This is a genomic window from Streptomyces sp. NPDC001068 (assembly GCF_042897315.1).
GTDB lineage: Bacteria > Actinomycetota > Actinomycetes > Streptomycetales > Streptomycetaceae > Streptomyces.
Genome location: NZ_JBIAYD010000001.1, coordinates 664,188 through 677,444, shown reverse-complemented (window position 1 = coordinate 677,444; position 13,257 = coordinate 664,188). Strand labels below are relative to the sequence as shown.

General features: G+C 74.4%; 9 protein-coding genes. 8 read left to right on the top strand and 1 reads right to left on the bottom strand.

Going from position 1 to position 13,257, the window contains the following annotated elements; genetic code table 11:
* Positions 1-81: 81 nt before the first annotated feature.
* The 8 genes from ACFY3I_RS02920 to ACFY3I_RS02885 all read left to right on the top strand — a co-directional run bounded on the left by ACFY3I_RS02920 (position 82) and on the right by ACFY3I_RS02885 (position 11,139).
* Positions 82-819 (top strand): GntR family transcriptional regulator, encoded by a 738-nt coding sequence (locus ACFY3I_RS02920; protein WP_390859418.1) that lies wholly within the window; start codon positions 82-84, stop codon positions 817-819.
* Positions 820-1,029: 210 nt separating this feature from the next.
* Positions 1,030-2,034, top strand: coding sequence for a sugar ABC transporter substrate-binding protein (locus ACFY3I_RS02915; protein WP_390859041.1), 1,005 nt, complete (start codon positions 1,030-1,032; stop codon positions 2,032-2,034).
* Positions 2,031-3,071 (top strand): ABC transporter permease, encoded by a 1,041-nt coding sequence (locus ACFY3I_RS02910; RefSeq protein WP_390859040.1) that lies wholly within the window; start codon positions 2,031-2,033, stop codon positions 3,069-3,071. The genes ACFY3I_RS02915 and ACFY3I_RS02910 overlap by 4 nt, the downstream gene beginning before the upstream one ends.
* Positions 3,068-3,832 (top strand): ATP-binding cassette domain-containing protein, encoded by a 765-nt coding sequence (locus ACFY3I_RS02905; protein WP_365295142.1) that lies wholly within the window; start codon positions 3,068-3,070, stop codon positions 3,830-3,832. Before ACFY3I_RS02910 ends, ACFY3I_RS02905 begins: the two co-directional genes overlap by 4 nt.
* Before the next feature lie 118 nt (positions 3,833-3,950).
* Positions 3,951-5,096 carry an ROK family glucokinase gene (locus ACFY3I_RS02900; protein ID WP_365295141.1) on the top strand — a complete coding sequence of 382 codons (1,146 nt, stop codon included), beginning with the start codon at positions 3,951-3,953 and terminating at the stop codon, positions 5,094-5,096.
* Positions 5,093-5,674 (top strand): sugar kinase, encoded by a 582-nt coding sequence (locus ACFY3I_RS02895; protein WP_365295139.1) that lies wholly within the window; start codon positions 5,093-5,095, stop codon positions 5,672-5,674. Before ACFY3I_RS02900 ends, ACFY3I_RS02895 begins: the two co-directional genes overlap by 4 nt.
* Positions 5,675-5,812: 138 nt before the next feature.
* Complete coding sequence (locus tag ACFY3I_RS02890; RefSeq protein ID WP_390859039.1) at positions 5,813-8,617, top strand: SNF2-related protein; 2,805 nt, start codon at positions 5,813-5,815, stop codon at positions 8,615-8,617.
* A complete protein-coding gene (locus tag ACFY3I_RS02885) occupies positions 8,614-11,139 on the top strand; it encodes an SWIM zinc finger family protein (RefSeq protein ID WP_390859038.1) in 2,526 nt (841 codons plus the stop codon). Before ACFY3I_RS02890 ends, ACFY3I_RS02885 begins: the two co-directional genes overlap by 4 nt.
* Here ACFY3I_RS02885 and ACFY3I_RS02880 read toward each other — a convergent pair.
* Positions 11,136-13,256 carry a bifunctional serine/threonine-protein kinase/ABC transporter substrate-binding protein gene (locus tag ACFY3I_RS02880; protein ID WP_390859037.1) on the bottom strand — a complete coding sequence of 707 codons (2,121 nt, stop codon included), beginning with the start codon at positions 13,254-13,256 and terminating at the stop codon, positions 11,136-11,138. The genes ACFY3I_RS02885 and ACFY3I_RS02880 overlap by 4 nt on opposite strands.
* Position 13,257 lies beyond the last annotated feature (1 nt).

Below are 13,257 nucleotides of genomic sequence, written 5' to 3'. Positions count from 1 at the left end.
ACAATCGGACTACACAACTTCCCGTCAACTCGCCACGGGGATACGCTCGGGCCCGTGCCGAAACCAGATGTGGACCCCACCGTGCCGCTCGACCTGAGAGTGGACCGGAGCTCGCCGGTGCCGTTGTACTTCCAGCTGGCCCAGCAGCTGGAGGCGGCCATCGAGCACGGCTCGCTCACTCCCGGCAGCCTGCTGGGCAACGAGATCGAGCTCGCGGCACGGCTCGGCCTGTCCCGTCCGACGGTGCGCCAGGCGATCCAGTCGCTCGTCGACAAGGGCCTGCTGGTGCGTCGGCGGGGCGTCGGCACCCAGGTCGTGCACAGCCAGGTCAAGCGCCCCCTGGAACTCAGCAGCCTCTACGACGACCTGGAGTCGGCCGGCCAGCGTCCCGCCACGAAGGTGCTGGTCAACGCGGTCGTCCCGGCGTCCGCCGAGGTCGCCGCCGCCCTGTCGGTGGCGGAGGGCACCGAGGTGCACCGCATCGAGCGGCTGCGCCTGGCGCACGGCGAGCCGATGGCGTACCTGACCAACTACCTGCCGCCGGGTCTGCTCGACCTGGACACCGGACAGCTGGAGGCGACCGGCCTCTACCGCCTGATGCGGGCCGCCGGGATCACCCTGCACAGCGCCCGCCAGTCCATCGGCGCCCGCGGTGCCACGGGCGCCGAGGCCGAGCGGCTCGCCGAGCCGGAGGGCGCCCCGCTGCTCACCATGCGGCGCACCACGTACGACGACACCGGCCGTGCCGTCGAGTTCGGCGACCACATCTACCGGCCGAGCCGCTACTCCTTCGAGTTCCAGCTGCTCGTGCGCTCCTGAGCGGGTCCCGGCCGCCCCCCGGTTCCGACGCTCCGTTAGTAGCAATGTCCGGACAATGTGAGCGCAGAGTGCCGCCCGCCGACGCCGGGGATGCCCCCATGTTCGATACTGAGGCTTTTGGGGCAGGCGAGGTCGCCGTCGGTGGTCACCCACGGTGAGCTTCGCCCGCCCCTCTCGCACGTATGAGCACGGCAAGAAGGGCACGGCCTCGTGGCACGGTTTCGGACCTGGGTGGGCATCGCGGTGGCGGGGGCGCTCGGCGTCACCCTCGCCGGGTGCAGCAGTACCGGCGGCAAGCGGGCGGAGGACGCCCGCAGCGCGGCGGCGGCCCAGGGGCGGGCGGCGGTGAACACCCCCCGCTGGACCTTCGCGATGATCACGCACTCGGGAGACGGCGACACCTTCTGGGACATCGTGCAGAGCGGTGCGAAGCAGGCCGCCCGCAAGGACAACATCAACTTCCTGTACTCGCACGACGACGAGGCCCAGCAGCAGGCCCAGCTCGTGGACGCGGCCATCGACAAGAAGGTCGACGGCATCATCGTCACCCTCGCCAAGCCGGACGCCCTCAAGGCGGCGGTGGCCCGCGCCGAGAAGGCCGGCATCCCGGTGATCACCGTGAACTCCGGCTCCGAGGAGTCCAGGGCCTTCGGCGCCCTCGCGCACATCGGCCAGGACGAGACCATCGCGGGCCAGGCGGTGGGCGACGAGCTGAACCGGCGCGGACGGAAGAAGGCCCTGTGCGTCCTGCACGAGCAGGGCAACGTCGGCCACGAGCAGCGCTGCGCGGGCGTCGCGAAGAACTTCCAAGGCGAGGTCGAGAACCTCTACGTCAACGGCACCAACATGCCCGACGTGCAGTCCTCGATCGAGGCGAAGCTCCAGGCCGACCGGTCGGTCGACGCGGTCGTCACGCTGGGGGCGCCGTACGCCGACACCGCCGTGCAGGCGAGGACGGACGCGGGCAGCACGGCCGAGGTCGACACCTTCGACCTCAACGCCAAGGTCGCCGCCGAGCTGACGGACGGCACCCTCGGTTTCGCCGTGGACCAGCAGCCCTACCTCCAGGGCTACCAGGCGGTCGACCTGCTGTGGCTCTACAAGTACAACGGGGACGTCCTCGGCGGCGGGCAGCCGGTGCTCACCGGCCCGCAGATCGTCACCAAGGACCAGGCGGCCGCGCTGGCGAAGTACACCGAGCGGGGCACCCGATGAGCGCCGCCGCGGACCACACCTATGAAGAAACGATTCTGCGGAGCTCTCCGCTGCGGAAGCTCCTGTCCCGTCCGGAACTGGGCTCGGTCGTCGGCGCGCTCGCCGTCCTCCTCTTCTTCGCCGTGGCCGCCGACGGCTTCCTGCGCGCGTCCAGCATCAGCACGGTCCTGTACGCCTCCTCGACGATCGGGATCATGGCCGTACCGGTCGCACTGCTGATGATCGGCGGCGAGTTCGACCTCTCCGCGGGTGTCCTGGTGACGTCCTCCGCGCTGGTCTCCTCGATGTTCAGCTACCAGATGACGGCGAACACCTGGGTCGGTGTCGGGGTCTCGCTCCTGGTGACCCTCGCCGTCGGCGCCCTCAACGGCTTCGTGCTGACCCGCACCAGGCTCCCGAGCTTCATCGTCACCCTGGGCACCTTCCTCATGCTCACCGGCGCGAACCTCGGCCTCACCAAACTGGTCGACGGCACCGTCTCCACCAAGACGATCGCCGACATGGAGGGCTTCTCGTCCGCCCGCGCGGTCTTCGCCTCCACGCTCACCGTCGGCGGGGTCGACTTCAAGATCACGATCCTGTGGTGGCTCGTCCTGGTCGCGATCGCCTCCTGGATCCTGCTGCGCACCCGCGCCGGCAACTGGATCTTCGCGGTCGGCGGCAACCAGGACGCGGCCCGCGCGGTCGGCGTCCCCGTCGCCAGGACCAAGATCGGCCTGTACATGGGCGTCGCCCTCGGCGCCTGGATATCCGGCCAGCACCTGCTCTTCTCCTACGACGCCGTCCAGTCCGGCGAGGGCGTCGGCAACGAGCTGATCTACATCATCGCGGCCGTCATCGGCGGCTGCCTGATCACCGGCGGCCACGGCAGCGCGGTCGGCTCGGCGGTCGGGGCGCTCATCTTCGGCATGACCAGCAAGGGCATCGTCTTCGCCGAGTGGAACCCCGACTGGTTCAAGTTCTTCCTCGGAGCGATGCTGCTCCTCGCGACCCTGCTCAACACCTGGGTCCGCAAGCGCGCGGAGGCCACCGCATGACCCTCGTACAGCTGACCGACGTCAGCAAGAACTACGGCACCGTGCGCGCCCTGGACGGCGTCTCCCTGGAGGTCCGCGCGGGCGAGATCACCTGTGTCCTCGGCGACAACGGGGCCGGCAAGTCCACCCTGATCAAGATCGTCGCCGGGCTGCACCGGCACGACGGCGGCAGCCTGCGCATCGAGGGCGAGGAGACGACCCTCACCTCGCCGCGCGAGGCCCTGGACCGGGGCATCGCCACGGTGTACCAGGACCTCGCGGTGGTGCCGCTGATGCCGGTGTGGCGCAACTTCTTCCTGGGCTCCGAGCCCCGCAAGGGCCCGTTCAAGCGCCTCGACGTCGACCACATGCGCCGCACCACCCGCGCCGAACTCCTCCGCATGGGCATCGACCTGCGGGACGTCGACCAGCCCATCGGCACCCTGTCGGGCGGCGAACGCCAGTGCGTGGCGATCGCACGCGCCGTCCACTTCGGCGCCAAGGTCCTGATCCTGGACGAGCCGACGGCGGCACTGGGAGTGAAACAGGCGGGTGTGGTCCTGAAATACGTGGCTGCGGCACGCGACCAAGGCCTGGGTGTTGTGTTGATCACCCACAACCCGCATCACGCGTATCTCGTGGGGGACCGGTTCGTGCTGCTGAGGAGGGGCGCCATGGTGGGGAACCACACACGTGACGAGATCACACTGGAAGAACTGACCGGTCAGATGGCGGGCGGAAGCGACCTGGACGCTCTACGCCATGAGCTGCGACGCCCCTGAAAGAGGCGGCGAACCGCGCGACAGCCCAGGTACGGCCCGTACCCGGCAACGGCGACGCAACCGCTCCTTATCTCCCCCGAACGGCGCCACCCCTCCCCGTGCGGCAGAATCGAGCCCGATGAGCACCTACCGCGACCTCACCGCCCCCATAGGCTCCCGCCGGGCCCCCGTCCTGCGGACGGTCGGCACCAGGGAACGCCGGTCCCACCTGACGGCCCCCCGGGTCCCCACCGTCGGCATCGACATCGGGGGCACCAAGGTCATGGCGGGCGTGGTGGACGCCGACGGCAACATCCTGGAGAAGCTCCGCACGGAGACCCCGGACAAGTCGAAGAGCCCGAAGGTCGTCGAGGACACGATCGTCGAGCTGGTCCTCGACCTGTCCGACCGGCACGACGTGCACGCCGTCGGCATCGGCGCGGCCGGCTGGGTCGACGCCGACCGCAACCGCGTGCTGTTCGCCCCGCACCTGTCCTGGCGCAACGAACCCCTGCGCGACCGCCTCTCCGGGCGCCTGTCGGTCCCGGTCCTCGTCGACAACGACGCCAACACCGCCGCCTGGGCGGAGTGGCGGTTCGGCGCCGGCCGCGGCGAGGACCACCTGGTCATGATCACGCTCGGCACCGGCATCGGCGGCGCCATCCTGGAGGACGGCCAGGTCAAGCGCGGCAAGTTCGGTGTCGCCGGCGAGTTCGGCCACATGCAGGTCGTGCCCGGCGGCCACCGCTGCGCGTGCGGCAACCGCGGCTGCTGGGAGCAGTACAGCTCCGGCAACGCGCTGGTCCGCGAGGCCAAGGAGCTGGCCCAGGCCGACTCCCCGGTGGCCTACGGGATCATCGAGCACGTCAAGGGCAACATCGGCGAGATCACCGGCCCGATGATCACCGAGCTGGCCCGCGAGGGCGACGCGATGTGCGTCGAACTGCTCCAGGACATCGGCCAGTGGCTCGGCGTCGGCATCGCCAACCTCGCCGCCGCCCTCGACCCGTCCTGCTTCGTCATCGGCGGTGGCGTCAGCGCCGCCGACGACCTGCTGATCGGCCCCGCTCGGGACGCGTTCAAGCGCCAGCTCACCGGCCGCGGCTACCGCCCCGAGGCCCGGATCGCCCGCGCCCAGCTGGGCCCCGAGGCCGGCATGGTCGGCGCCGCCGACCTCGCCCGCCTGGTCGCCCGCCGCTTCCGGCGCGCCAAGCGGCGCCGGGTCGAGCGGCACGAGCGCTACGAGCGGTTCGCGGAGGCCCGCCGAACCCGGGACACCGCATGACCGCTGCACTGCCCCGTCAGGCCGCGCCCCCGGACGAACCGAAGCGCCCGCCGGAGACCCCGGGGCACAAGGCGCGCCGCCGGGCACTGACCCTGCTGATCATCGTCCTGCTCATCGGCGTGCCCGCCGGCTACCTGGTGATCTCCGCCAACCAGAGCCGCAACAGCGGCAAGGACAAGGAGTCCAAGTACTCCGCGACCGGCCTCTCCGAGGGCTGGCCGTCCAAGGTGCAGCGGCGCCTGTACCAGGTGCCCGTCCCGCACCCGGCCGACACGATCGCCTACTACGAGACGAACAACTGGAAGACCAGCAGGCTCTACGTCCAGTTCCGCACCAACAACGCGGGACTGGACAGCTTCCTGGAAGGCATGGGCGTCAACCGGGACGACCTCGAGAAGGACCGCATCAGCATCGGCACCCGCGACCAGAAGATCTCCGGCTGGAAGTTCGGCGGACCCGGTACCTGGTCGGGACTGACGCACAAGCAGAAGAACCCGGCACCCACCCAGGACGTGGTGGTGAACACCGCCGACCCGAACTACCCGATGATCTACGTCGTCTCGCGCACGGTGCCGTAGGGCTCGCGCACGGTGCCGTGGGCCTCGCGCACGGTCCAGTAGGGACGGCCCCGGCCGGACGCCGGGGCCGAATGTCAGACCCCGCCCGTACAGTCGAAGACGTCTGATCCGGCATCCGGGCGGGAGGTGGCAGAACGTATGAGCGGCACGACGACCGTGGCACCCGAGGGCGTCCCGGCGCGCCTGGCGGCGGTCTACCTGCCCGCCGACCTCCCGCGCCACGGCCGCGTCGCCTTCTGGGACCCGGACGGCGACCCGCTGCCCGCCGCCACCGAGGACCTCACGGTGGTACGGCCGCACGGTGCCGGTGTCCGCCGCCGGCAGGTGCCCGCGCTGACCCTGCCGCTCGGCGAGGCCCTCCCGCTGCTCGTCCGCGCCCGGCACGACCCCGCCGCCCACCCCGCCACCGCCTGCTGGGGCGCCGCCGCCCAGCACGCGCTGAGCCTCGCCGCGCGGGGCCGCCTGCTGCCCGGCCTCACCCCGGCCGGCCACGACGCCTGGCGCGCCGGTCCCCTGGAGCCCGCCGACATCGCCCACCTGCGCGCGGTGGCCGCCGCCCTGCCCGCCGAGGGCCACGCCGTCCCGCTGCCCGGCCCCGGCCCCCTCCGGCTGCCCGGGCCGGAAGCGCTGGTCCGCTCCTTCGTGGACGCCGTCGCCGACACCCTGCCCCGCACCCCGGCCGCCCCCTACACCTCGGGCAGGCCGTTCGCCGCCCGCGAGGCCCAGCGGCTCCCCGACGCGCAGGAATGGGCCGCGGAGGTGGCCGCCGGCATGGACGCGGGCGTCCGCGTCTCCCTCCGCCTCGACCTGTCGGCGTACGACCTCTTCGACGATGGCGAGGGCGCGCACCGCGCGGGAGCCGCGATCGTCCAGGTGCACAGCCTGGCCGACCCCACCCTGATGACCGACGCGGCCGCCCTGTGGGCCGGGCGGTCCGACGCCGCCTTCGGCCCCCGCGCGCGGGTCGACGCGGCGCTCGCGGTCCGGCGGGCCGCGCGGGTGTGGCCGCCGCTGGACCGGCTGGCCGAGCAGGACGTACCGGACGTGCTCGCCCTCTCCGAGGACGAGCTGGGCGACCTGCTCGGCGTGGCCGCGACCCGGCTGGCGGCGGCCGGCGTCGCCGTGCACTGGCCCCGGGACCTGGCACAGGACCTCACCGCCGCCGCCGTGATCCGCTCCGCCCCCGGCTCGGCGACCGACGGCACCGGCTTCTTCGAGAGCGGGGAACTGCTCCAGTTCCGCTGGCAGCTGGCGCTCGGCGGCGACCCGCTGACCGACGCCGAGATGGACGCCCTGGCCGAGGCCCACCGCCCGGTCGTGCGGCTGCGGGACCGCTGGGTGCTCGTCGACCCGGCCCTGGTCCGCAAGGCCCGCAAACGCGAACTGGGCCTGCTCGACCCGGTAGACGCGCTCTCCGCGGCGCTCACCGGCGAGGCGGAGGTGGACGGCGAGAGCGTCGCGGCGGTCCCCGTCGGCCTGCTCGCAGCCCTGCGCGACCGCCTCACGGCCGGCCTCCAGCCGGCCGAGCCGCCCGCCGCCCTGCACGCGACCCTCCGTGACTACCAACTGCGGGGCCTGGCCTGGCTCGACCTCATGACCTCCCTCGGCCTCGGCGGCTGCCTCGCCGACGACATGGGCCTCGGCAAGACGGTCACCGTCATCGCCCTGCACCTCAAGCGGGCGCGCACCGCACCGACCCTCGTGGTGTGCCCCGCCTCGCTGCTCGGCAACTGGCAGCGCGAGATCACCCGGTTCGCCCCCGGCGTACCCGTCCGCCGCTTCCACGGCCAGGGCCGCACCCTGGACGGCCTCGACGGCGGCTTCGTCCTGACCACCTACGGCACCATGCGCGCCACCGCCGACACCCTCGCCGACCGGCCCTGGGGCATGGTCGTCGCCGACGAGGCACAGCACGTCAAGAACCCCTACTCGGCCACCGCCAAGGCGCTGCGCACCATCCCGACGCCCGCCCGGGTCGCCCTCACCGGCACCCCGGTGGAGAACAACCTCTCCGAGCTCTGGGCGCTGCTCGACTGGACCACCCCCGGCCTCCTCGGCCCGCTGAAGTCCTTCCGCGCCCGGCACGCGCGCGCGGTGGAGAACGGCGAGGACGAGCAGGCGGTGGCCCGGCTCGCCGCCCTCGTCCGCCCCTTCCTGCTGCGGCGCAAGAAGACCGACCCGGGCATCGTGCCCGAGCTGCCGCCCAAGACCGAGACCGACCACGCCGTCCCCCTCACCCGCGAGCAGGCGGCGCTCTACGAGGCGGTGGTCCGCGAGTCGATGCTCGCCATCGAGACGACGGACGGCATCGCGCGCCGGGGCCTGGTGCTCAAACTGCTCGGCGCCCTCAAGCAGATCTGCGACCACCCCGCGCTCTACCTCAAGGAGGAGCCGCACGGCGACGGCCTGGCCACCCGCTCCGGCAAGCTCGCGCTGCTCGACGAACTGCTGGACACCGTCCTGGCCGAGGACGGCTCGGTGCTGGTCTTCACCCAGTACGTCGGCATGGCCCGCATGATCACCGCACATCTCCAGGCCCGCGCGGTCCCGGTCGACCTGCTGCACGGCGGCACCCCGGTACCGGAGCGGGAGCACATGGTGGACCGCTTCCAGAACGGCGCGACGCCGGTCCTGGTGCTCTCGCTGAAGGCCGCCGGCACCGGGCTCAACCTCACCCGCGCGGGCCATGTCGTCCACTTCGACCGCTGGTGGAACCCGGCGGTGGAGGAGCAGGCCACCGACCGCGCGTACCGCATCGGCCAGACCCAGCCCGTGCAGGTGCACCGCCTGGTCACCGAGGGCACCGTGGAGGACCGCATCGCCGAGATGCTGGAGGCCAAGCGTGCCCTCGCCGACGCGATCCTGGGCTCCGGCGAGTCCGCCCTGACCGAGCTGACGGACCGCGAGCTGTCCGACCTGGTGTCGCTGCGGAGGACGTCATGAGCGAGGGCGGGCAGCGGCCGGGAGACGCGGCGCGCAGGGCGCTGCGGGCCACCCTGGGACGCGGCGCGGAGACCGGGGGCGACGCCACGGCCACGGCCGCCGGGCAGCGGCCGCCCGGACCGGCCGACGCGGCACGGCTGGCCCTCCGCGCGGCCGCGGCCTCGAAGCGGACGGAACGGCGGGACACCGAGTCCGATACGGGGGCCGACCCTGGCGGGGCCGATACCGGGGCCGAGGCGGGCACGGCCGGGGCGGACGGCATCGATCCGGGCGGCGCCGCCGTCGCCCCCGACGCCGGTCCGGCCGACGGCGTCCGCTCGGTTCCCGGTGCCGGGCGGGAGGACGCCGCCGCCCCGGCTGCCGGCGCCGTACGCCCTGGCGCCCGGCCCGGTGACGCGGCGCGCGAGGCGCTGCGGGCGGCACGCGCGCAGGCCCGGCGGGCCGAGGCGGCAGCGGCGGCGGCCTCGGAGGAGGCGCCGGCGCCCGCGGCACGCCGACTGCCGGTGCCGGCACCCGCCGCGACCACTCGTGGCCGAACCGCCCGCGACCTGAAGCAGTTCCTGGCGACGGCGTTCAGGATGCCCCCGGAGGAGACGGACCCGGAGGAGACGGCCCTGGAGGAGACGGAGCCGGCGAAGACCGAACCGCAGGGACCGGAAACGGCGAAGACCGAACCGCAGGGACCGGAACCGGCGAACTCCCCGGCGGCTCCGGCGACTTCGACGACGCCCCTCGACGAGGACCGCCCGCGGCCCACCGCGACGCGACGCACCGAGTCGGACCCCGAACCCGGCGACCACCCGCGGACGACGGCCGCCCCCGTGCCCGCCACCTCCGCCGGTCCCCGGGATCCGGACCCCCATCCGCCCGCGGCCTCCGCCGGTCCCCGGGATCCGGACACCTCCGTGCCCGCCGCCCCCGCCGGTCGCCGGGATCCGGCCGCCCCCGTGCCCGCCGCCCCCGCCGGCCGCCGGTCTCCGGACACCTCCGTGCCCGCCACCTCCACCGGTAGCCGGGACGCGGGCACCCCCGTACCCGCCACCCCCGCCGGTCCCCGGGATTCCGACACCTCCGTGCCCGCGGCCTCCGTCGGTCCCCGGGATCCGGGCACCCCCGTCTCCCCCGTCCCCGCCACCCCCGCCGGTCTTCCGGAGCCCGGTACCCCCGTGCCCGCTGCCACTCCCGGTCCGCGGGATCCGGTCGACTCCGTGATGGCCGCCGGCGGTGAACCGAGGTCCGGGTCCGGCGCTCCCCGCGTGCCCCGCACCATGGCCAGCCCGCACCGCGACACCGAACTCCGCAGGACCTTCCCGGCGCTGACAGCCCGGGCCTCCGCCGGGGCGGAGTTCGCCGGCACCTGGTGGGGGAACGCCTGGGTGCGGGCGTTGGAGGAGGGGGCGCTGGACGTGTCCCGGCTCGCCCGGGGGCGCGGTTATGCCGAGCGGGGGCACGTGGACGCCATCACGGTGACACCCGGTCTGGTCCTGGCGTACGTTCAGGGGAGCCGACCGCGGCCGTACCGCGTACAGGTGCGGTTGCGTACCTTCGGCGAGGACGAGTGGGAGCGGTTCCTGGAGGCCGCCGCCGACCGGCCCGGCGACATCGCCGCCCTGCTCGACAGGGAGCTGCCGCAGGCCCTCGCCGAGAGCGGGGTGTCCCTGCTGCCGGGACCCGGCGAACTCGAACCCCGTTGCAGCTGCCCCGACTTCGGGCACCCCTGCAAGCACGCGGCCGCCCTCTGCTACCAGACCGCCCGGCTGCTGGACGCCGACCCGTTCGTCCTGCTTCTGCTGCGTGGCCGCGGCGAGCGCGAGGTGCTCGACGCGCTGTCCCGGCGCAACGCCGCCCGCGCCGCCCGGGAACGGCAGCCGGTGTCACTGCCCGGCGTCCGTGCCACCGAGGCCCTGGCGCCGCGTCGACTCCCCGCGCTGCCCGCCCCGTTGCCGGTGCCGCCGCACCCCGGGCAGCCCCCGGTGTATCCAGGTGTGCCCGGCGGACCCGACCCCTTCACGCTGGACCAGCTGGCCTGTGACGCCGCCGCCCGCGCCCACGCCCTGCTCGCCACCGGACGCGACCCGGTCGGTGAACTGACCCTCTGGCAGGACGCGGTACGCCTCGCCGCGGCCCGCCCCGGCTCCGGGCTGACCGCCTCCACCCGCGCCCTCTACGCCGCGCTCGCCGCCGCCGTCGGCCGTACCCCGGGCGACCTGGCCCGCGCGGTCGCCGCCTGGCGTCAGGGCGGCCACGAGGGACTGGCCGCGCTGGAGGAGCCCTGGGATCCGCCGGCCGGCCGTTTCGACCGGGCCAGACCGCTGCTGCTGGCCGCCGACCTACCGGCCTTCCGGCCCTGGCGCAACCGGCTGACCCACCCCGGCGGCCACGTCCAGCTCAGGCTGGGCCGCGACGGCCTGTGGTACGCCTACGAATCCGAACCGGGCGACGACGACTGGTGGCCCCGGGGCACCCCGGACCTGGATCCGGTGGGGGCCCTGACGGGACTCGGGTCGGAGGACGGCCTCTAGACCGCGTCCCGGGACCCGCGCGTCCGGGCGTTCTCGCCGATGTCGTCGTGCCGGGCCTCGAACCGGGCCTCGCCCCCCGCCACCCGGTAGAGGAACCAGCCGCCGTCCGTGCCGGTCCTCAGGTACTGGCTCTGGCTCTCGTAGCTGAACCGGCGGGTGATGCCCTGCCAGGGCTCGCGCAGCAACTCCGCGCGCAGTGCGTCGCGTTCGCCGCCGCCGAGGCCGGCGAGCCCGTGGGCGGCGTAGCGGACGGCGTCGTACGCCTCGGCCGCCCAGGGTGGGGGAGCGGTGCGGTGGCGGCCGCGGTAGGCGGCGGCGAAGGCACGGGTTCCCGGATCGGCGGCCGCGTCGCAGTAGCCCGTGCTGATCCACCAGCCCGTGCCCGCCTTCAGGAAGGAGGCGCCGAGGATGTGCTCGTCGCCCCCGCGGACACCCCGGTGACCGGCTGCCGTGAGGGCCCGGGCACAGGCGGCGGCCCGGTCCGGGACGCCGCCCGCGAAGATCACCGCGGCGTCCGGGTGGGCGGAGAGAGCCTGGGCGACCTCGGTGAAGCCGCCACCCGCGGCCACCGCGACGGAATCGACGGTGCCCGCCTCCAGCGACACGGTGACCGCGAGAACGGTCGCTTCGCCCTCCGCGGCGTCGGCCAGGTCGTGCACGACGACGGTCCGCGCGGGCCGGACGACCCGGTTGAGGTACCTGACCAGGGAACCGGGGCCCGCGCTGCGGGTGGAGCGCAGCACCAGGGAACTGGTGGTGTGGGTGGCGTTGAGCGCGTCGGTGTCGGCCCGGGTGATCAGCAGGCACACGCCGGCACCGGTGCACACGGGTACGGCGGCGGGCACCGCCGTGTTGGTGCCGGCGCCGATCACGGCGTACACCTCGGGTGCGGCGATAAGCCGCCTGGCCGCCGCGGCCGACCCGGCAGCCGTGCCCCGGTCGTCGGCCGTGCGCAGTACCAGGTCGAAGGTGCGGCCGGCGCCGGCGTTGTGCCCGGCCACCGCCAGCCGCGCCCCGCGCACCTGCGCCTGGACGACCGCGGTGGACAGGTCGCCGAGCATCGCGACGGTCCGGACCGGCAGCGGCCGCCGCCCGGCCGTCGGCGCCCCGGCGCGCCCCCAGCGCCACCACGCGGTACCGGCGCCCACCGCGCTCACGCCCACCGCCGCCGAGGCGACCAGCAGCCGCCGCCGGGACGGCGCGGCCCCCGGGTCCGGTGCGGACAGGGCGGTGGGGTCCGGCACCGGAAGGTCGAGGACGCCCGTTGCCCGGTCCGCGACCAGGGCCGGCAGACCCTCGGGCAGCCACGACGCGGCGGTGAAGTCGCCGAACTCGGCGCGCAGCGCGCTCACGGCGGGCCGGCCGGCGGGGTCCTTGGCCAGACAGGCCCGCAGCACCGGTACCAGGTCCTCCGGCAGTCCGGCCAGGTCCGGTTCCTGGTGCACGGTCCGGTACAGCACGGCCGCGGCACCCCCGGTGCCGAACGGCGGCCGCCCGGTGGCCGTACGGGCCAGGACACAGCCCATCGAGAAGACGTCGGCGGGCGGCCCCACGGTCCTGCCGCGCGCCTGTTCCGGCGAGAGGTAGCCGGGGGAGCCGATGACCGAGCCGTCGGTGGTGAGCGCGGTCGCGCCCAGCGCGCGGGCGATGCCGAAGTCGATGAGCCGTGGCCCGTCGGCGCCGAGCAGCACGTTGGCCGGTTTCACGTCCCGGTGGACGAGCCCGGCCCGGTGCACGTCCTCCAGGGCCGCGGCGAGCGCGGCGGCCAGTGCCCGCACCTGCGGGTGGGGCCAGGGGCCGCGCAGCGCCAGCGCCTCGGACAGGGGCAGGCCCGGTACGTAGGCGGTGGCCAGCCAGGGCGAGCGGGCGTCCGCGTCGGCGGCGAGCACCGGCACCGTCCAGGGGCCGGCCAGCCGGGACCCCAGCTCCGTCTCGCGGCGGAACCGGGCGTGGAAGCCGGGGTCGTCGGCGTACTCCTCGCGGATCACCTTCAGCGCCACCCACGCGCCGTGCGGCGACCGCGCCAGGTAGACCACGCCCATCCCACCGGCCCCGAGCCGCCCCACCAGCCGGTGCCCGCCGATCGACGAGGGATCGGCGGGCAGCAGCCGCTCCACC

Bases quoted from the DNA above. Each gene is read 5' to 3' on its own strand.
- ACFY3I_RS02905 (WP_365295142.1), top strand. From the start codon at position 3,068: ATGACCCTCGTACAGCTGACCGACGTCAGCAAGAACTACGGCACCGTG.
- ACFY3I_RS02910 (WP_390859040.1), top strand. From the start codon at position 2,031: ATGAGCGCCGCCGCGGACCACACCTATGAAGAAACGATTCTGCGGAGC.
- ACFY3I_RS02885 (WP_390859038.1), top strand. From the start codon at position 8,614: ATGAGCGAGGGCGGGCAGCGGCCGGGAGACGCGGCGCGCAGGGCGCTG.
- ACFY3I_RS02900 (WP_365295141.1), top strand. From the start codon at position 3,951: ATGAGCACCTACCGCGACCTCACCGCCCCCATAGGCTCCCGCCGGGCC.
- ACFY3I_RS02890 (WP_390859039.1), top strand. From the start codon at position 5,813: ATGAGCGGCACGACGACCGTGGCACCCGAGGGCGTCCCGGCGCGCCTG.
- ACFY3I_RS02895 (WP_365295139.1), top strand. From the start codon at position 5,093: ATGACCGCTGCACTGCCCCGTCAGGCCGCGCCCCCGGACGAACCGAAG.